General features: G+C 55.8%; 16 protein-coding genes. 4 read left to right on the plus strand and 12 right to left on the minus strand.

All coding sequences use genetic code 11. The annotated features are described in order from the left end of the window. Nucleotides 1-3: 3 nt before the first annotated feature. The 7 genes from M3223_RS09820 to M3223_RS09850 all read right to left on the minus strand — a co-directional run bounded on the left by M3223_RS09820 (nt 4) and on the right by M3223_RS09850 (nt 7,066). Nucleotides 4-432, minus strand: a complete 429-nt coding sequence (locus M3223_RS09820) for a DUF2188 domain-containing protein (protein ID WP_251561126.1) — start codon at nt 430-432, stop codon at nt 4-6. A 15-nt stretch (nt 433-447) separates the two neighbouring features. Beyond that, on the minus strand, nt 448-984 hold the full coding sequence (locus M3223_RS09825; RefSeq protein WP_251561127.1) for a general stress protein: 537 nt from the start codon (nt 982-984) through the stop codon (nt 448-450). 71 nt (nt 985-1,055) lie between these two features. Next, the gene (locus tag M3223_RS09830; protein ID WP_251561413.1) at nt 1,056-3,137 is read right to left on the minus strand and encodes an ATP-binding protein; all 2,082 of its coding nucleotides are present in this window, start codon (nt 3,135-3,137) and stop codon (nt 1,056-1,058) included. Between the two features lie 15 nt (nt 3,138-3,152). Continuing rightward, a complete protein-coding gene (locus M3223_RS09835) occupies nt 3,153-4,220 on the minus strand; it encodes a cobalamin B12-binding domain-containing protein (protein WP_251561128.1) in 1,068 nt (355 codons plus the stop codon). Nucleotides 4,221-4,258: 38 nt separating this feature from the next. Continuing rightward, the gene (cls, locus tag M3223_RS09840; RefSeq protein ID WP_251561129.1) at nt 4,259-5,725 is read right to left on the minus strand and encodes a cardiolipin synthase; all 1,467 of its coding nucleotides are present in this window, start codon (nt 5,723-5,725) and stop codon (nt 4,259-4,261) included. Between the two features lie 267 nt (nt 5,726-5,992). After that, on the minus strand, nt 5,993-6,472 hold the full coding sequence (locus M3223_RS09845) for a hypothetical protein (RefSeq protein ID WP_251561130.1): 480 nt from the start codon (nt 6,470-6,472) through the stop codon (nt 5,993-5,995). A 138-nt stretch (nt 6,473-6,610) separates the two neighbouring features. Beyond that, nucleotides 6,611-7,066, minus strand: a complete 456-nt coding sequence (locus tag M3223_RS09850) for a hypothetical protein (RefSeq protein WP_251561131.1) — start codon at nt 7,064-7,066, stop codon at nt 6,611-6,613. A gap of 536 nt (nt 7,067-7,602) precedes the next feature. Here M3223_RS09850 and rpiA point away from each other — a divergent pair. Both rpiA and M3223_RS24250 read left to right on the plus strand, forming a co-directional pair. Then, nucleotides 7,603-8,283 carry a ribose 5-phosphate isomerase A gene (rpiA, locus tag M3223_RS09855; protein WP_251561132.1) on the plus strand — a complete coding sequence of 227 codons (681 nt, stop codon included), beginning with the start codon at nt 7,603-7,605 and terminating at the stop codon, nt 8,281-8,283. 96 nt (nt 8,284-8,379) lie between these two features. Continuing rightward, nucleotides 8,380-9,705 (plus strand): glycosyltransferase, encoded by a 1,326-nt coding sequence (locus M3223_RS24250; RefSeq protein WP_285891228.1) that lies wholly within the window; start codon nt 8,380-8,382, stop codon nt 9,703-9,705. A 168-nt stretch (nt 9,706-9,873) separates the two neighbouring features. On the opposite strand, the gene ptsP is transcribed toward M3223_RS24250, so the two are convergent. The 5 genes from ptsP to M3223_RS09890 form a co-directional block, all read right to left on the minus strand. Next, the gene (gene ptsP / locus M3223_RS09870; protein WP_251561133.1) at nt 9,874-11,808 is read right to left on the minus strand and encodes a phosphoenolpyruvate--protein phosphotransferase; all 1,935 of its coding nucleotides are present in this window, start codon (nt 11,806-11,808) and stop codon (nt 9,874-9,876) included. Between the two features lie 9 nt (nt 11,809-11,817). Then, entirely contained in the window at nt 11,818-12,078 is a 261-nt protein-coding gene (locus tag M3223_RS09875) for an HPr family phosphocarrier protein (RefSeq protein ID WP_251561134.1), read from the minus strand. An 87-nt stretch (nt 12,079-12,165) separates the two neighbouring features. Continuing rightward, nucleotides 12,166-13,635 (minus strand): N-acetylglucosamine-specific PTS transporter subunit IIBC, encoded by a 1,470-nt coding sequence (gene nagE, locus M3223_RS09880; protein ID WP_251561135.1) that lies wholly within the window; start codon nt 13,633-13,635, stop codon nt 12,166-12,168. Between the two features lie 33 nt (nt 13,636-13,668). Further along, nucleotides 13,669-14,160, minus strand: a complete 492-nt coding sequence (locus M3223_RS09885; RefSeq protein ID WP_251561136.1) for a PTS sugar transporter subunit IIA — start codon at nt 14,158-14,160, stop codon at nt 13,669-13,671. Between the two features lie 403 nt (nt 14,161-14,563). Next, entirely contained in the window at nt 14,564-15,475 is a 912-nt protein-coding gene (locus M3223_RS09890) for a PRD domain-containing protein (protein WP_251561137.1), read from the minus strand. 383 nt (nt 15,476-15,858) lie between these two features. On the opposite strand from M3223_RS09890, the gene M3223_RS09895 reads away from it, so the two are divergent. Continuing rightward, complete coding sequence (locus M3223_RS09895) at nt 15,859-16,827, plus strand: L-lactate dehydrogenase (RefSeq protein ID WP_251561138.1); 969 nt, start codon at nt 15,859-15,861, stop codon at nt 16,825-16,827. A gap of 175 nt (nt 16,828-17,002) precedes the next feature. Then, a complete protein-coding gene (locus tag M3223_RS09900) occupies nt 17,003-18,319 on the plus strand; it encodes a deoxyguanosinetriphosphate triphosphohydrolase family protein (RefSeq protein WP_251561139.1) in 1,317 nt (438 codons plus the stop codon). The last annotated feature ends 127 nt before the right edge of the window (nt 18,320-18,446 follow it).

An 18,446-nucleotide genomic window follows, 5' to 3' on the forward strand; every position in this document is an offset into this window, starting at 1 on the left:
TAGTTAAGCGTAGTTGCGCGATGTTTCCACCGTGCCGTCCGCACGATGGATGATTGCCGTGCCGCCCCGATCGGAGGCGGCCTGTTTGGCGTAGTCGACTGCCTTCTCCTTGGTGGCAAAGGTTTTGCCGTCATCAGCGCCTTCGTCCTTGACCTGCCACTGGCCGGCATGCGGAACGACATGCTGAATGCCGCCGGATGCGCCCGTTTTGTTATGAGCATACCGTTCCTCATTGGAATCCGGGCCGCTGCTCGCTTCCGCTCCAGGATGCTCCTGGGCCCATTTCTCCGCCTGAGATGTAGCGATGGCGATGGCACGGCCTTCCTCATATCCGTCGCGCAGCAGCGCATTGGCGATGTCCACCGCTTTGGCGCGCGCCCGCTCGTCCATGTTTTTCATGGAGGGAGGATAGTCGTTTTTGCTCCAGGGCATATCCGCTCCTCCTCTCTAGACGACTGTAATATCGTCGGCGCGCCGTTCCCCGTCTACAAGCCGATCCGTACGAACGGCGCCGGAGCGGATGAGAATGGCCTTCACATCACGCGCATCCTCCGGGCCGGTCTCGACAAAAACAAGAATACGCCCCTCATGCACTTCTTTCTCGTAACGCTCGGCATCGGTTTCGGTAAATCCCATGCCGACCAAGCCGCCCATGATGCCCAGCGCGCTTGCTCCAACTGCAGCGCCGCCAAGCGCCGCCAGGATGGGACCTGCCGCAAGCAGCGGCCCGACTCCAGGAATGGCCAGCGCTCCAAGGCCTGCCAGCAATCCGACGGTTCCTCCCGCAAGTCCGCCCGTTGTGACACCGGCGGCTATGCCTTCAGGCGCCATCGTGCCGGACTCGTCCATTACACCTTCGTACCGGTCCCGGTCTTTCGTCAGCACGGACAGATCGTCGCGGTGGAATCCCTCCTCCTGCAGCTCCTCCAGCGCACGCATGGCATGTCTGTCATCCTCATATACGCCTACATAACGAATTGCCATAAAAAAACGCCTCCTCTTCGGTTTTGCATCTAAGATGCTTTTACCCGAATAAGAGGCGGCGCAATCGGCAATTAGCCTTCTTCCACGATTCTCCTGTATAACTTGAACGAACAAGCGCAGCAACGCTCCAGCTGTTCCAGCTCCGGCTCATACCCGCCTGTTCCGTATTTTGCCTTCTGCTCCAGCTCCAGCGCCAGACGGGCCGCACCGGCCAAACCGATGCTGAGCGACGCCGACTTGACGTTATGCGCAAGTCGTTCCATCGCTTCATGCTCCGTTCCGGCAGCCAGCTCCCGCATTCGGCTCAGCTTAGGCGGAGTGTCCTGCTCAAACAGCTCCAGCAGACGCAGCAGCATCTCGCGGTCTTCCGCGCTCCATGGACGCGGAGCGATATCTTCCAGCGTAGGAACATAGACCAGCTCCGTCGCTTCCCCGTTACGACCATTGGCGCTGGGCATGTCGCGCTGCCGCTGCGCGTCGGGCAGCCATTCCAGCAACGTCGCAGCGAGCTTATCCAGCGTGACTGGCTTGGTCAGGTAGTCGTCCATGCCCGAATGGAGCGAGCGGCTGCGATCCTCGGTCATCGCATTGGCGGTCAGAGCGATGATGGGCACATGTTTCATCTCCTGCCGTTTCTCCTCTTCCCGAATCATCCGCGCAGCCTCAAAACCGTCCATTACCGGCATCTGGTTATCCATTAAAATCAGCTCCGGCTCATGCTTGCGCCACAGCTCAATGGCTTCCGCCCCGTTGCCTGCGATTACAATCGTGTCGAAGCCCAGGTTGCGGAGCTGCAGCGAGGTCACATGCTGGTTCACCGGATTATCTTCGGCCAGTAAAATGACCGATTGGCGATCCTTCGCCTCAAGCCGCCCCCGCACAGCGGAGCGGCCGGCCTTGTCCGGCTCCTGACCCGCTTGCTGCTGCTCCAGTTCCAGTTCGATCCAGAACACCGAGCCTTCGCCAAGCTTGCTGTCTACGGAAATTTGACCGCCCATCAGCTCCACGAGATGTTTCGTAATGGAAAGACCAAGCCCCGAGCTGCTGAAACGCTGAGTAAGCGAGCTGTCCACCTGATAAAACGGCGTAAACAGCTGTGTTATATTGTCCTCCGATATGCCGACGCCGGTATCCTTCACCTCAAGGCGCAGCTTCTGGCGGCTTCCGCTTCGGGAAAGCAGAAACAATCTTGCTTCCACTTCTCCGTCCTGAGTGAATTTGACGGCATTCCCGATCAGGTTGATCAGAATCTGACGGAAACGCCCGCCGTCTCCAATCACCTCGGTATGCACGCGGGGATCGATATAACAGCGCAGCGTATTGCGCTGGAGCTGAGCCCGGGATTGCAGCAGACCCAGCGTATGCTGAAGGCTGGCACGCAGATCGAATTCAGCTCTATCCAGCTTCATTTCGCCGGCCTCAATTTTCGACAGATCGAGAATATCGTTAATAATCGTCAGCAGCAGCTGGCCGGAATCCATAATAATGGCGACAGAATCCCGCTGCTGCTCGCTCAGATCCGATTGGGCAAGCAGCTCGCTCATTGCGATGATGCCGTTCATCGGCGAACGGATTTCATGGCTCATCGTCGCCAGAAACACGCTTTTGGACCGGTTCGCTTGTTCCGCGCTTTCCTTGGCGAGCTTCAGCTCGATGTTTGTTTTGGCCAGCTGCCGCTGCAGCGAAACGAGCTCGTTGTTGAGCGCGGAGAACTCGTCAAACCCGCGCAGCTCCTGCTCCATTTTGTCCACAATCTGATTGGAGAGCTTCTTGATCGTCTCCCGCAGCGTCACCATCTGCTGGTTGTTAATCTTCATCAGCTCATCGTAGAAAAAAGCATAGCCGGGATGATAGGTCGAGCCAACGACGAGCAGCCGGTTATCAAACAGTCCGCCGTTAAAATAAAACAAAATCGGCCGTCCCTCCAGGTTAAGGTTCAGCTCCCAATTAAACACTGCCTTTTCCTGCTCCAGCCGATTCAAAAAGTCATGGAATTTGATGGCGTTCATTTCGTCCATAATCGAAAAAACGCTGCCGCTAAAGCTTAAATGCGGAGTAAGTCCAAAATCATCGCGGATAATGTCCGCAATCTTCCCGGAACGCTCGCACAGCAGCGAAATGACCCGCTGATCCGGCTGCGGCGCCTGATTCATGCCTTGCACGCTTCATCACCGCCCGTCAGTCCGGACAAGCTCAGTCGCCACCTTAACAGATTCCTCGGCATTGCTGCCGTAGCCATCTGCTCCGATGCTCCGCCAGAGCTCCCGGTCAATATTAAAAGGAAAGCCTCCAACGACAATTCTTATGTTGTCGCATTCCGGGTCTTTACGCACATCCGCGATTAAGTCGCGCACAAGTCCGACATGATAGGTCATCGTGCAGGAGATGGCAAGCACATCCGCCTTATACTCTTTCAGCATGGCGATAAGCGGCCCGACAGGGACGTTTGCGCCGACGTAATAAGTGTCCCAGCCGTTCAGCTCAAAAATGTCGGTTACCATACGCAGGCCGATCTCATGCAGTTCGCCTCCGACACATGCGGAAACCAGCTTGCGGCCTTTGCGGGAATGAGTGAACAAATAAGGAAACAGCTGCGACATGATGAGCTGGGTGGCCGCGCTGCAGTAATGCTCCTGAGCAACCGTAATCCGGCCCGTCTGCCATAACCGTCCGATTTCGTACTGGGATTGCTGAAAAATATCCAGGTAAATCGTTTGCAGCGGCGTGCCGCGATCTACCAGATCCATAATCAACTGGCTCGCTTCCGCGCGCCGGCCTTCCAGCAGCAGCTCCGTATAAGCGGTAACCTCATCCACCATACTGCTGTCTTGAAAATGGGAATGCTGCCGCACCTCGTCGGAGCTGAGCTGGCGCAGCGCAGCTTCCAGATGCGGCTCGGCCGTCTCGTAATACTCGGAGCCAAGCTCCGCCATTAGAACTTCCTGAAAGCAGAGAATGTTCACGTAAATATCTTCCGTTGAAACCCGGTACTGCTGCAGCAGCACGCGCAGCCAGGTCATATAACTGGAGAATAACAGCGGACTGCCCAAATGAATGCTTTCCGCCAAATATTTGAGGCTGTACAGCGTATCCTGTTTTGTCTTGATCCAGCCGATCTCGCCGAACCGGGCCGACAGCTCCGGCTGGCGTTCGTACTGCAATCGGGTAATTTCCTCGGCAATGCGGTCTTCCTGGTCCAGGATGAGCTTGCCGACGACTGCAACGTCAATTGACATAGGAATCATCCTTTCAACATGCCGTTATTATACCATACTCAAAGAATCGGAGAGAGAAGCCGGCTCAGCGACTCCTTGAACTTGTTCCATATGGAGCGCGAATCGTAATCCTCCAGCGACAGCTCACGGCACTGCAGCAGATCATCCTGAAAAATACGCTGCAGCCTCGCAGCGGTTGCGGAATCATAGATAAACGCATTCACTTCAAAATTCAGCTTGAAGCTGCGGATATCGATATTGGCTGTGCCAACGGAGGCGATATTGCCGTCGACAACAAGCGTTTTGGCGTGGAGAAAGCCATTCTCGTACAAATAACATTTCACGCCTGCCGACAGCAGCTCGCCGAAGTAGGAATGGGAAGCCCAGTAGACGAAAAAATGATCCGGCTTGCTCGGCAGCATTACCTTTACGTCAACGCCGGACAGCGCCGCCATTTTGAGCGCGTTCAGCAGACTGTCGTCCGGCACAAAATACGGCGTCTGCAGCATCACCGACATTTTGGCGGAATTGATCATTTTGATATAACCATTCTTAATATGCTGCCATTCGGAGTCCGGGCCGCTCGATACAATCTGCATGCCGACGGAGCCGCCGGATGCCAGCGGCGGGTAGTATCTGCTATCGGTAAGGAATGGCTGCGAGGAAGCAAGGCTCCAGTCAAGCAGGAACCGGCCCTGCAGCTGGGCAACCGCCCCTCCCTGAATGCGCAGATGCGTGTCCCGCCAAAAGCCGAAGCGCTCCACCTTGCCCACGTATTCGTCCCCGATATTAAACCCGCCCACATATCCGACCTTGCCGTCGATAACGACGATTTTGCGGTGATTGCGGTAATTCAGGCGCGGATTGATGAAAAAGATTTTGGTCGGAAAAAACGCGCCGACCTGTCCGCCGGCCTTGATTAGCCTGCGCAGATACTTTTTGTTCAGGCGGATGCTCCCGATATCGTCATAAATCAGGCGCACCTCAATGCCTTCGGCCGCCCGGCGGCAAAGCGTTTCCAGTACGCGCCGTCCGAGCTTGTCCGCACGGATGATGTAATACATCAGATGGATATGATGCGTTGCTTCCTCCATATCCCGAATGAGGGCGTCGAACTTGCGCTCGCCGTCGGTGAACACCTCCACCTCGTTATCCTGAGTAAATAAAGAGTCGCTGGACACAAGGTTCATGTAAACCATGTCCTGATAATAGGTCATCAGCGGATCGTTAAATGTGTACAGCCCTTTTTCGACGATGCGCTGCTGTGTTTTTAAGCGTTGACGAGCGTTTTTGAGCTGGCTTAGCTTAAATTTGTATATTTTACGCCGGCTCAGGTTCTGTCCCAGCAGCAGATAGAGCACAAAGCCGACGCCGGGCAGAAAGTAGAGCACCATCAGCCATGCCCAGGTTGAAGCGATGTTGCGCCGCTCCAGAAAGATGACCGCGATGGCCAGGACGATATTTAGCACATAAAAAATGGAATAAGCCTGCTGGAAATAAATCAACTTGGCACCCGCCCTGTTCATGTTAATCATTGCAGCTCCAACGAGCGAGAACGCTCGGGAGACAGGCTATTCCAGTATAACAGACTTGATAGATCAGCATGCAGGCTTGTGGGTTAAGACGGAAAAGAATTCAAAAAAACAGGAAGCAGAGCCGCAGGGCTTTGCTTCCTGTCTACAAAATCTTCTGAATGCAAAACACAGCTACGAAATAAAGCAAGCCATATGTTGGCTACCTGTCGGAGATCAGCAAGCGCGGGTCTGTACCGGGCTCGCCAAATCGTTGTTAGGTTAAGAGTCCGCTATTGTAACTAAATCAGCAGCGTCGGTTGTAGTAGTTGCATTGACATTTACCGGACCCGTCGATTTAAGATCGTCAACGCCGGTGAACACTCCTCCGTAATTCACTAGAGTAAACGTGACTGTGATGGGGGTTCCATCCGCTGCTGTTCCGGTATATCCAATGTAGCCGCGGGTAGTGTGTGCCGCTCTAGTTGTCACTTCAAAATCGGCCTTGTTTCCCGGAGGAAACGGCGTATTAAGAGGAGGAGGCGGATTTTCCAGGCTTCCGCCTGCAGTCGTGAGGGTTAATGTGATGCTCTTGGTGTTATTTTCAACTTCGAAGCCTTGCGTAGTCCCGATTACCGGCGGGCATCCGCATTTTTTTCTTTTCTTGATCAGCTTAATTGCAATAAGAAGCAGAATTAGCAACACCAGTCTCACACCGAGCCATAAATTCGGCTTCTTTGTCTTAGCATAACTATAATTCATCTATCAATAATCCTTTCTTTTCCGCTCCACTAGCTGTCGGAGATAATTAAACTCGAATCTGTTCTGGGCTGGTGATTAGGGTCCCACTTGGCGGTTACGGGACAATGTTGGCCTCGGTCGTTTGAATTGCTTCGGTTTTCACTTATCCGTAATTGTCAGGGACGGATCAGAAGAGATTGACCCCTGATTGACATTAACGTTTATTGGCCCCGTTGATTTGACATTCTGAATGCCGCTATTTCCTCCGCCGCTGTTCAGTTTAAAGGAGAGCTGGATTGGCGTTCCGTCCGCTGCCGTTGCGGTGTATGCAATAGAAGCGCTGTTATTTTGGAATTCATCGAAGTCGACCTCAAAATTCTCTCTGTTTCCAGGAGTGAGAGTCGTGCCGACGGCCGGTGGCGGGCTTTGCAAATCCCCGGTAGCGGAAGAAAGGGTAAAGGTGGTGCTGCTCGTTCGGTTTAGCACGTTATAGCCTTCCGTTGAACCAAGCAGCGGCGGCTTGCACCCGCATTTCCTTCTTTTTTTCTTTTGGAGTTTCTTCTTCACTACACGAGAGTACTTTGATCCGCTTGTATGCAATATGTCTTCTTTCATTTCAATCCTCCTAAGCAAATGATTGTCCGTACTGCGCCTTACTTTCCATACGAGTAGAGGAGACTGGGACCGGGATAGATACCGGCATATTCGCCTTTACGAGCTTTTTTTCCTTAATCATCAAGGACGGATCAGCGGGGACCGAGCCCTGTTTGACGCTTGTTGTTATTGGCCCTGTCGACGCGACATCCGGCACAGGTGGCCGGACGCCAACTCCCAGTTCCGCTATGCTTCCTCACTCCTTCCCTCCAAATCGCTTCAATAGATGCTTTTGCCATACAAAGCTATTAACATTTTATAGTCTATGAATCTAAGGTAAAAACGGCCCCTGGCTGATAACCTATTAAAAGACCAATTTCAGTGGATTTTTCTTTTCCCTTGAGCAACCGCCGTGTCTCGGACAGAGAAATAACCTGCGGCATTGACAAGGCTTCTGTAACCGTCTAATGTGCGAAGGAGAACGGACAGGCCGCGTGCGCTCAGGCTTGGGCGACGGCCGGATGGAACCGTATTTAACATCGGGAGGAATCAGAAACATGAACTTCAAGGAAGCGGCAGGCGTGCAAGCGGCAGGCGTTGTGACGAGCGGCATGAAGGTCGGTTTGGGAACCGGCTCGACGGTGTATTATACGATTTTGGAGCTGGGACGCAGGATGAAAGAGGAAGGGCTGAGCATTACCGGCGTTCCGACTTCGGACGCAACGGAGAAGCTGGCGCTGGAGCTCGGCATTCCGCTTGCGGAGCTGTCCGAGCTGGAGCCGTTGGACGTCACGATTGACGGAGCGGACGAGGTGAGCGGCAGCCTGGATTTAATTAAAGGCGGCGGCGCGGCGCATTTTCGGGAGAAAATGGTGGCGGCCGTCTCGAAACGTCTCGTTATCGTAGCCGACGAATCCAAAGCGGTGGAAAAGCTTGGTGCTTTTACCGTCCCGGTTGAAATTGCCGCTTACGGCTGGAAATCCACAGCCCGCCGCGTTGAAGCGCTGGGCTGCAAAGCCGTTTGCCGCGAGCGGAACGGCCAACCGGTCGTAACTGACAACGGAAACTATGTGCTTGACTGCGATTTTGGGCTTATCACGGATCCCGGAACACTCGACCGCAAGCTGAAAGCGCTGCTTGGCGTGCTGGAGACAGGCTTTTTTGTCGGCATGGCGGACGAGGTGTATATCGCCGGTCCGGAAGGCGTTCGCGTTCTGCGACGCGGGGCGGGTCAATAGGCCTTCAATATGGAAAAGAATAATGAACCAACAGGAGCGCGCAGTCAACTGCGACGGTCCACCGGAAAGGACAGCATGAATAACGAGACTAACGGCATGGGCCGCGGGAACAACATTGCGGTTGCAGAAGGAAAAACGATCGTCCTTACCGGCGGAGGCTCCACAGGACATGTGAGTGTAAACCTTGCGCTCATTCCCGGATTGCTGGCGGACGGCTGGCACGTTCATTATATAGGCTCCAAAGACGGCATCGAGCGCAGTCTGATCGAACCGCTGGATGGAGTACGTTACCATTCCGTTTCCACGGGCAAGCTGCGGCGTTATTGGGACAAGCGCAATCTGACCGATGTGCTGCGGGTCGTCAAAGGACTGGCTCAAGCGGTAGCGCTGATGCGCAAGCTTCGGCCTGACGTCGTTTTTTCCAAAGGCGGTTTTGTCAGCGTGCCGGTCGTGCTCGCCGCGAAGCTGAACGGCGTTCCCTCTATTATCCACGAGTCCGACGTCACTCCCGGATTGGCCAACCGTATTGCGCTTCCATGCGCATCGGCCGTATGCACCACTTTTCCCGAAACGGCGGCGCACATTCAAAAGGCGCGAGTTGTACAGGCAGGTCCGCTCGTCAGACCGGAGCTGCTGGCGGGAGACGCCGAGCGCGGACGCGCGTTATGCGGCTTCGACCGCAGCCGGCCGGTGCTGCTCGTCATGGGCGGCAGCCTCGGCTCCCGCCGCCTCAATGAAGCTGTAGCCGCGGCGCTGCCGGAGCTGCTGACGCGCTGGCAGGTTGTTCATTTGCGCGGCAAGGGGCAGGCGGCGCTTGATCCGGCGTTAGTCGCGGATGAGACGGCGGATATGGCAGAGATGGCTCTGAGGGAATCCGAAGAGGCTCAGATTTTTTCGGAAGATGAATCTGGAACTCCGCAGGCTTCGGATAAAGCGTATGTTTCCGCGACTGCGGGAGAGGTAACAGCTTTAGCGGAGGAGACAGATGATACGACCCGTTCGGTAATGGGAAAAGGCTTGTTAGGCCAGCTGGCCGATTCTCCCCTCACTGGTTACTGCTCGTTTGAGTATTTGTCGGAGGAGCTCCCGGACGTGCTGGCGCTGGCCGATACCGTACTCTCGCGCGCGGGCGCAAATGCGATCTTTGAGCTGCTGGCGCTGCAAAAGCCGATGCTGCTCGTGCCTCTTCCGCTGGCGCAAAGCCGCGGCGACCAAATTCGCAACGCCGCCTCTTTTGAAGCTGCAGGTCTTGCCCGTGTCCTGCCGGAAGAGCAGCTGAACACCGTGACGCTGCAGCAGGAATTGCGCATGCTCACGATTGACCGGGCCGAGCTGCAGGAGCGGATGGCGGCGGCCGCCCCCGCCGATCCTCTGCCGCTGCTGCACCGCCTCATCCGGGAGACGGCGGAAGGCCGCAGCTGAGGCGGACAGGACAAAATGACAATAAGGAGCCCGGACGAGAAGGTCGGCTCATGACAAAAAAGCTTCTGACCCGTTAAACAGGTCAGAAGCTTTTTAAGTTTAAGCAAGCCGCTAGCTCCGGCGCACGGGTGCGAGTGGAGATTGCAGAATTGCCGGTGATGTATCCCTTTATTGGCGCGCAGTTAACTGCGGCACGCGCTCTTCAACTAGCGCGCGCACCTCGTCCGCGCTATCCAGCTCCAGAGCTGCGGAGGCAAGCTCCGCCAGCTCGCTCCGGTGCAAGCGCGAGAGAAGCGCTCGCGTGCCAAGAATCGCGGACGAGCTCATGCTGAACTCGTCCAGTCCCATCCCAAGCAGCAGCGGCACCGCCACGGGATTTCCGGCCATTTCACCGCACATGCCAACCCATTTGCCTTCGGCATGGGCCGCTCTGATCACGCGGTCGATCAGGCGAAGCACGGGCGGATGCAGCGGATCGCTAAGGTAGGCCAGCTTCGGATTCATCCGGTCGGCAGCCATCGTATATTGCACGAGATCATTGGTGCCAATGCTGAAAAAATCGACCTCACGAGCCAACCGGTCCGCCATCATTGCCGCGGCGGGAATTTCAATCATAATCCCGGCTTCCATCGCTTCGCGGAATGGCTTTCCTTCGGCCCGCAGCTCCTCACGTGCTTCATCCAGCAGCGTTTTTGCGCGGCGCCATTCGCCGAGCGTAGCGACCATCGGGAACATAACTTTGATATTGCCGTGAGCGCTGGCGCGCAGGATGGCACGCAGCTGCGTTTTGAACAGCTCGGGCCGATCCAGGCTGATACGCAGGGCGCGATAGCCGAGAAACGGATTGTCTTCACGCGGCAGCTCCAGCAGCGGCAGCTCTTTATCCCCGCCGATATCCATCGTGCGGATAACGACCGAAGCCTGCGGGCCAAGCGCCTCAGCTACAGAGCGGTATACCCCGTATTGCTCTTCCTCACCCGGCAATGCGTCCCTGCCCATATACAGGAATTCCGTACGGAAAAGCCCGATCCCCTCGGCGTCGTGTTTTTTCGCCTGGACGGCATCCTGCGCGGCGCCGATGTTGGCTGCAAGCTCTACCTGTACCCCGTCGGCGCTTAACGATGGTTTGCCACGGAACGCCTCGTTCTCCGCCTGGCTTTGGCGGTAGTCGGCTTCAAGTCTGATGTAACGCTGAACTTCCTCTTCCGGAGGATTGATTAAAATAAGGCCGTTAAAGCCGTCGACAATAAGCAGTTCGCCATCGTTAACTTCCAGCAGCGCCTCGCCTGCGCCTACCGAGGCGGCTACGCCGACCGAACGCGCGATAATGGCGCTATGCGAGGTCCGTCCGCTGGTAGCCGTTGCAAACCCGGCAACTTGGCCAGGGTCAAGCTGAGCCGTATCCGACGGTGTGAGGTCCGCTGCAATCAGCACTTGTTTGTAGATTACGGCCGCTCCTGTCGGAGCTTCATTTCCTTGGCCATCTCTCGGGAGGGTCGACGGGTTAGCCGCATCCCTGGTCGCCCGATTATCTGTACTAGACATTGCGGTTTCGGATACGCTTCCCCTGTTGTTTGTTCCTGTCATTGAAGATGCGGACGATTCCGCCAACTGAGCCGGTTCATCATTTCTAGCGTCAGCCGTCCCGGCAGCGGCTTGCCCCGCTCCTGCTCCTTGCAAAATGCGGATAACGCGGCGGCTAACATCGATTACATCGGCGGATCGTTCCCGCAAGTACGGATCGTCCAGCGCCGCAATAACCGCCGCCACCTCCTCCGCCGTCTCCCAAAGCGCGGAGTCGGCGGCCTGCAGCCGGTCCGTAATGCGCTCCCGGGCTGCGCCAACCAGCTCCTCGTCTTCCAGCAGGAAGACGTGAGCTTCAAAAATCTCCGCCTCGTGCTCACGCCCCTCGGCGCCAAGCCGCTCCCGGATCGCCTCCAGCTCCCGGGAAGCCTGCGCTACGGCGGCGTCGAAACGCTCCGCCTCGCGCCCAGCCTCCTCCGCCGCGATGCTTCGCGCGGCTACGGCCACCTCCGCCCCGGCACGCTTCGCGATGCCGATGGCGTAACCCGGGGCGGCTCCGATTCCCTGAATCGTTCTCATCGCCGCCCGTTACTCCGCTTCGGCGGAGCTGAGCACCGCGCCGATTGCATCGACAACCGCCTCGGCTCCCTCTCCCTCGGCGGCCACCGTTACCGTGTCGCCCTGCTTCGCGCCGAGCGACAGCACTTTTACAAGGCTTTTGGCGCTAGAGCGCGTTTCGCCTTTTACAAGATGCACGTCTCCGGCAAAAGGCTTCGCCGCCTCGACTATTTTCCGCGCCGGACGGGCGTGAATGCCCGTCGGATTCGCAATCGTAAATGTTTTTTCCATGATGTACTCTCTCCCCTCATCTTCTTCGCCTGCATGCGCCGATTCGACAACGGCTGAATTCCGCAACTGTCAGCCTATCTCCAACGCTTAAAGCTTTTTCTTGATGTCATCCTTCAGCTGCTCTGACGAAGTGCCAAAAATCGCCTGTACCGCGCCTTTACCGAGCCGGATTACCCCGGAAGCGCCGAGTTTTTTCAGCTCGGAATCGCGTACCGCATGATCGTCCTTCACTACGAGGCGCAGCCGCGTAATGCAGGCGTCCACACTCTCGATATTATCCGGTCCGCCAAGCGCGGCAAGCACCTGGGAAGCCTTATCGTTTGAACCAAGCGTTGAGCTGCCCGCAACATCCTGCGGATTGCCGCTTGTGCCCGTTTCCGATGCTTCCTCGTCTTCACGTCCCGGCGTTTTCAGGTTCAGCTTGACGATCATAAAACGGAACAGCACATAATACACCGCAGCAAAAGCGAGGCCTACCGGAATGAGCAGCAGCGGCTTGGTGGATAGCTGGAAGTTGATCAAATAATCGAGCAAACCTGCGGAAAAGCCAAAGCCCAGCTTGACGCCAAGCTCATACATGAGCCAGCCGCTGACACCGGCCAAAACGGCATGCACTACATACAGCAGCGGAGCGACAAACATGAACGCAAATTCCAGAGGTTCCGTAATACCGGTCAGGAACGATGCGACCGCCGCACCGACAAAAATGGAAGAAACGACCTTGCGGCGCTCAGGGCGCGCAGTATGAATAATCGCAAACGCCGCTGCAGGCAGCGCGAACATCATAATCGGGAAAAAACCGGTCATGAACATGCCCGCCGTTTTGTCGCCTGCGAAGAAACGGTGCAGATCGCCCGTAACCACTTTCCCGGCTTCATCGGTAAAAGTGCCGATCTGGAACCAGGCGATGCTGTTGATGATATGATGCAGGCCAAACGGAATGAGCAGCCGATTTGCCACCATGTAAATAAACGCGCCGACGCCTCCAAGACTTACAACCCAGTTGCCAAACGTATCGAGCCAGCCCTGAACCGGACCCCAGATTAGAGCAAACACCAGGCCGACAAATATCATCGACACCGAGGTGACAATCGGAACAAACCGTTTGCCGCCGAAAAATCCGAGCCAATCCGGAAGCTTGATTTTGTGATAACGGTTGTACATAAACGATGCGACCAGACCCGCCGCGATACCGCCCAGCACTCCCATATTAAGCACGGTGTCTTTGCCGATAATACCGGGGAATACCGCCGGGCCGGCCTTTAAAACATTTTGCAGCACGAGGTAGGCGATGACCGCCGCCAACGTTGCAACAGCGTCCCCGGCCATACCGATTGCTACGCCGACCGCAAAAATAATCGGCAGGTTGTCAAAAATCGCCGAGCCGCCGGCCGCCAGGAACGGAGCAATATACGTATTAAGCCATTCCCCGGCGCTTCCCCAGCCAAAATCCTTTACATAATCAATATTGCCGAACCGGAGCAGAATCGCCGCCGCAGGCAGCGCCGCCACGGGGAGCATGAGAGATTTCCCGATTTTTTGCAAAAATGCAAGCATAAGCTTTGTCTCCTTTGATGGTTGTAAACGGACTTATTTGAGCGTGACCAAATAGCTGCCGATCTCTCCAGCCTTAACCGAGCCATACCGGCATTCTACTTTTTCAGCCGCCTCTTCCTCAGCAACGATAACCGGGGAGATTATGGAATGGCCCGCCGCGCGAATCGCCTCTATATCAAACTCAATCAACGGCTGTCCAGCTTTGACGGCGTCGCCGGTTTTAACGAGCGCTTTGAAGCCATCGCCTTTCATGCCCACCGTGTTGATGCCGATATGAATGAGCAGCTGCAGCCCGGATTCATGCTCAACGATGACTGCATGATGCGTATCGATCAGATGCGCGATGACGCCGTCAAACGGCGCTACCGCTACGCCTTCGGCCGGCTCAATCGCCGCGCCGGGTCCCATCATCCCCTGGGCAAAAGCTTCGTCCGGCACCTCGGCCAGCGGAACAAGCCGCCCCGTCATGGCCGCAGCTGCTTCGACGACGGCTTGTTTTTTGCTGCTGAACATTTTTTTGAACATGGTTGATCTTCCTTTCAAGTGAAATAATGGTCCGCTTAAGGTCGTTATTGTGCCACTTAAGGTCGTTTGACGACCTTATTCGAACCGTCCAGCGCGTTTCGGTGTGGCTTAAGGTCGTTTGACGACCTTAACCGCACCACTTTGCTCGTTCCGGTGCGGCTTAAGGTCGTTTGACGACCTTATTCGAACCGTTTAGCAGGTTTCGGCGCGGCTTAAGGTCGTTTGACGACCTTAACCGCACCACTTTGCTCGTTCCAGTGCCGCTTAAGGCCGTTTGACGACCTTATTCGAACCGTCCAGCGCGTTTCGGCGCGGCTTAAGGTCGTTTGACGACCTTATTCGAACCGTCCAGCACGTTCCGGTGCGGCTTAAGGTCATTTGACTAACTTATCTGGACCGCTCCTCAAGCCTGCCGCTTACCATCCCCCGGCGCTTCCAGCTGCTCCGCCTTGGTCCCCTTGCCGCCCCAGGCCTCCAGCAAACGATGCACATGCATCGCCAGAAAAGCGATCTCGTTTTTGCTGACCGGAAGATCCAGCTCCTCCTTCATCTTCACCGCCGCCAGCGCGGCAATCCGATGCACATCGGGGAACTTTTCGGCGATTTCATCGGCGAAGGGGTTGGTGGAGCTTTTGCCCTCGGACAGCCGATCCACCGCATGATGCAGATGCATCACGAGACGGGCATAATCGCTGCCGCTGCGCGGAATAGAGATGCCTCCCTCGCGCTCAATGAGCGCAATCGTCTCGCCGACAAGCTTGGATCGGCGAGCCAGCTGACCCGCAGACAGCTCTCCTGCCGCCGAATGCACATGGAAGGCTAGAAACCCGATCTCCTCCTCGGGAATCGGCACTCCGAACGCCTCCTCAATCATGAGCGCCGCCTCAGCCGCGATGGCATACTCCTGCGGAAACGCCAGCTTGGTCTCCTCCAGAAAAGGGTTGCTGATTTCCATGCCGCTATGCAGCCGGTAAACGGCGAACTGTATATGGCTGGGAAGCGCAAAATATACTTTGGGACTAACCGGAATGCCCATGTCCCGCCGGATGCGCTCAACAATTCGCTCGGCTATCGCCACCGACTCCGGCTCGATCTCCTCCAGAAGCAGCCGGTACCGGTCGGCCTCCGCCTTGTCGTCCAGCCGGTAGCGCTTCTCAATTCTAGAATCTTCACCGGAAAGCACTTCCTGGCCCTTAGCGTCAAAACCAAGCCCTTTCCCGAACAGAACGTACTCCTGGCCTGTGTCGGAGCGAACCGTCAATACGACGTTGTTGCCTACGGACCGCTCAATTCTGTAGTCTGCAGCCGCCCCCATCGCTCCTCCTCCTTCCGCTCATTCCTTTACCGTTCCCCGGAGAACGCAAAAAAACCAAGGATAGCGAGAACAGGACAAAAATCGCATTGTTGGCTAACAATGCCTCTGTTCTACACTTTCCTTGGCTCATGCCTAATCAAATAGTCGCACGCCTTAGAAAACGGCTATGAAATTAAATGGAACACCCGAAACGGCTATAACCGCCCGGTGTACGCACACTATAGCCCATCTAAAACGCTTGCGTCAAGCTCCAGCCTCTGCCAGTCCACAACAAATTTGTTAGCTAAACTGACATGTTAAACTTTTTTTTGTTGTCCTACGAAATCGGACGTCCTTTCCGTCATATTTTATATCATGAAAATGAGGTAAAGGAGAGAGAAATTATGGCGGGCAAACTTCGCAAAGCTGCTATTATCGGTGCGGGTTACGTCGGAGCGAGCTGCGCTTACGCAATGCTGAATCAGTCGCTTTGTGATGAAATTATGCTCGTCGGGCGCAGCGACAAACGGACTCGCGCCCAGGCGCAGGACCTTTCTCATTGTGTCGACTTCAGCCATTCCCGGACGCAGGTTTACGCCGGAACATTAGAGCAATGCGGCGATATGGATCTGATTGTCCTGTGTGCCGGTGGCAACCCTGTTGAGGGCGGTTCGCGGCTTGATTTGCTGGATTCCGCCTACGAGATATACCGGGACATGATCGGCCGGATGATGGCCAGCGGTTTTGACGGCATCTTTCTAGTCGCGACCAATCCCGTTGATATCGTAACTTACATGGTGTGGAAGCTGTCGGGCTTGCCGAGGGAGCGCGTAATCGGCAGCGGCACCTCCATCGATACCGCCCGGCTCAAAACGCTATTGTCCGAGCATTTGCCGGTCGATCCCCGCAGCGTACAGGGATATGTGATGGGCGAGCATGGAGAGTCCCAGTTCGTGGTATGGTCGCATGTTACAGTTGGCGGCAAGCCGCTGTCGGACATCATATCCCAGCATCCGCAGCGGTTCGGAAATATAAGCCTGGATGATATCGAAAGGCGTACGCGGAACGCCGGCTGGGACATTTTGCTGGGCAAAGGATCTACCCATTACGGCATTGCCGCTGCGCTCACGTCGATTGCCCGCTCGATTTTCAACAATGATTGCCGGATCGCAGCGGTGTCCGCCGTATTGGACGGGGAGTATGGCGCAAAAGATATAGGAATAGGCGTACCGGCGATTATCGGGCGCAGCGGTATACAGGAAGTGCTGGAGCTAAGGCTGAACGATGCCGAACAGCTCCGTTTCGCCCATTCCTGCGCCGTCATTCGCGAAGCGATCCAATCGCTGCCTGAGCTGCAGGCCGTCGGCGATTAACCGCTCCGCTATCCCCCCTTTCGGGCGCACGGCGCCTAGTGATACAATCGATGGAATAAGCTTTCTGCTTGCAGAAATAAGCCTCCCGCATTTGCGGGAGCAGTGCAATCTGCTGCAAAACAGCAATAAACCTGCCGCAGCAAGCGGCAGAGAGCCCAAGGGAGATGCGGCAACAATGGACATTCGACATATGCGGCTGGACGAACCTGCCCTTGGCACGTTTAGCGAGGAACGCGAAGAATATGAACGCGATTATGCCCGCCTGATTCAATCGCCGGCCTTTCGCCGGCTGCAGGGCAAATCCCAGGTTTTCGGCGCAGGCTCCGGGGATTACTACCGGACGCGGCTGACACATTCTCTGGAGGTGTCGCAGATCGCCCGCGAAGCGGCGCGCAGACTGGCCAAGCACTATCCTTTTGTCAAAACGGAAAACAGCGAGCACCCCGGACTTGTTGTCAACCCCGCCGTTGTGGAATGCGCAGCTCTTGCGCATGATCTGGGGCATCCGCCGTTCGGCCATCGCGGCGAAGAGGTGCTGAATCATCTGCTCCAGGAGCAGTTTGGAATGAAATACGAGGGCAACGCGCAAAATTTCCGCATTCTAATGTTTCTCGAAAAACGCGCCGGAAGCGGCAGCGGGCTTGATCTCACCGCCGCTGTGCTGCTCGCCGTTAATAAATATCCGTACTGCCTTGATGAACCGGGCCGTCTCAAAGGCGTATACGGTCCAGAATGGGATATTATCAACGAGCTTCGCGGACGGTGGGACATGCCGGAAGGCGCGCGCACGCTTGAAACCCAGCTAATGGATTTATGCGACGATATCGCTTATTCCACCCATGATATCGAGGACGGAATCCGTGCCGGAAAAATTGTCATGGACCGCTCTTTTTTTGAAAGCGAGCATCTCCATTCCCATCTGGTGCAGGAAATCGTCGACGACGAAGGAAATAAGGATTTTCATTGGGAAGAGGTCGATATTCCTGCGATGGTCCGCCGCGTGCTGGACGAGTTCATCGGCCAGTGGGAGCAAATTTACCGCTCTGTCGGGCGCGAGTCGTCGCGCTCCCGGCGAGAAATTAAAGCTCGATGGGTCAGCACATTCGCCGGACGAATCGGCATCATCGACAAAGACGGCTGGAAACGGGTGACGTTTGTCCGCGACGGAGCCTGCGATTACGAGCTGCTGCGCACGATGGAAATTCTCAAAAAGCTGGCCTGGGTGACGCTGATCAAGGACTTCCGCGTCCAACGGCTGCAAATGCGCAGTGAAATTATGATTCGCCGCTTATGGGACAGCTTCATCAAACCGGAGACAGGCCGGCTTATTATTCCGACCGACTGGCTGCAAAGCTACGAGCAGCATTCCGCCAAATGGAGCTGGCCGCGTTTTGTCGCCGATTATATCGCCGGCATGACCGACAGCTACGCCGAGAAAGTATATTCGGAGCTGTTTGCCAGCAAATCGGGTTCGATTTATGAAATGGATTGAATCATTCAGCAAAAGCAGCCCTCCGGCTGCTTTTTGTTTTTTCACCTTCGAAATCGTTCTTTAACCATGACGGATCTGCGCTGCTTTGAAGCGTCCGTGTCACCTTTTTCCTGTATTTCATGGTAAA

It is taken from the genome of Paenibacillus pasadenensis (assembly GCF_023715725.1).
In the GTDB taxonomy this organism is placed as follows: Bacteria; Bacillota; Bacilli; order Paenibacillales; family Paenibacillaceae; genus Paenibacillus_O; species Paenibacillus_O pasadenensis_A.

Coding starts and splice junctions, on each gene's coding strand:
- M3223_RS09820 (WP_251561126.1), bottom strand. CDS start 432: ATGCCCTGGAGCAAAAACGACTATCCTCCCTCCATGAAAAACATGGAC.
- M3223_RS09825 (WP_251561127.1), bottom strand. CDS start 984: ATGGCAATTCGTTATGTAGGCGTATATGAGGATGACAGACATGCCATG.
- M3223_RS09830 (WP_251561413.1), bottom strand. CDS start 3,137: ATGAATCAGGCGCCGCAGCCGGATCAGCGGGTCATTTCGCTGCTGTGC.
- M3223_RS09835 (WP_251561128.1), bottom strand. CDS start 4,220: ATGTCAATTGACGTTGCAGTCGTCGGCAAGCTCATCCTGGACCAGGAA.
- cls (WP_251561129.1), bottom strand. CDS start 5,725: ATGAACAGGGCGGGTGCCAAGTTGATTTATTTCCAGCAGGCTTATTCC.
- M3223_RS09845 (WP_251561130.1), bottom strand. CDS start 6,472: ATGAATTATAGTTATGCTAAGACAAAGAAGCCGAATTTATGGCTCGGT.
- M3223_RS09850 (WP_251561131.1), bottom strand. CDS start 7,066: ATGAAAGAAGACATATTGCATACAAGCGGATCAAAGTACTCTCGTGTA.
- rpiA (WP_251561132.1), top strand. CDS start 7,603: ATGAACTTCAAGGAAGCGGCAGGCGTGCAAGCGGCAGGCGTTGTGACG.
- M3223_RS24250 (WP_285891228.1), top strand. CDS start 8,380: ATGGGCCGCGGGAACAACATTGCGGTTGCAGAAGGAAAAACGATCGTC.
- ptsP (WP_251561133.1), bottom strand. CDS start 11,808: ATGAGAACGATTCAGGGAATCGGAGCCGCCCCGGGTTACGCCATCGGC.
- M3223_RS09875 (WP_251561134.1), bottom strand. CDS start 12,078: ATGGAAAAAACATTTACGATTGCGAATCCGACGGGCATTCACGCCCGT.
- nagE (WP_251561135.1), bottom strand. CDS start 13,635: ATGCTTGCATTTTTGCAAAAAATCGGGAAATCTCTCATGCTCCCCGTG.
- M3223_RS09885 (WP_251561136.1), bottom strand. CDS start 14,160: ATGTTCAAAAAAATGTTCAGCAGCAAAAAACAAGCCGTCGTCGAAGCA.
- M3223_RS09890 (WP_251561137.1), bottom strand. CDS start 15,475: ATGGGGGCGGCTGCAGACTACAGAATTGAGCGGTCCGTAGGCAACAAC.
- M3223_RS09895 (WP_251561138.1), top strand. CDS start 15,859: ATGGCGGGCAAACTTCGCAAAGCTGCTATTATCGGTGCGGGTTACGTC.
- M3223_RS09900 (WP_251561139.1), top strand. CDS start 17,003: ATGGACATTCGACATATGCGGCTGGACGAACCTGCCCTTGGCACGTTT.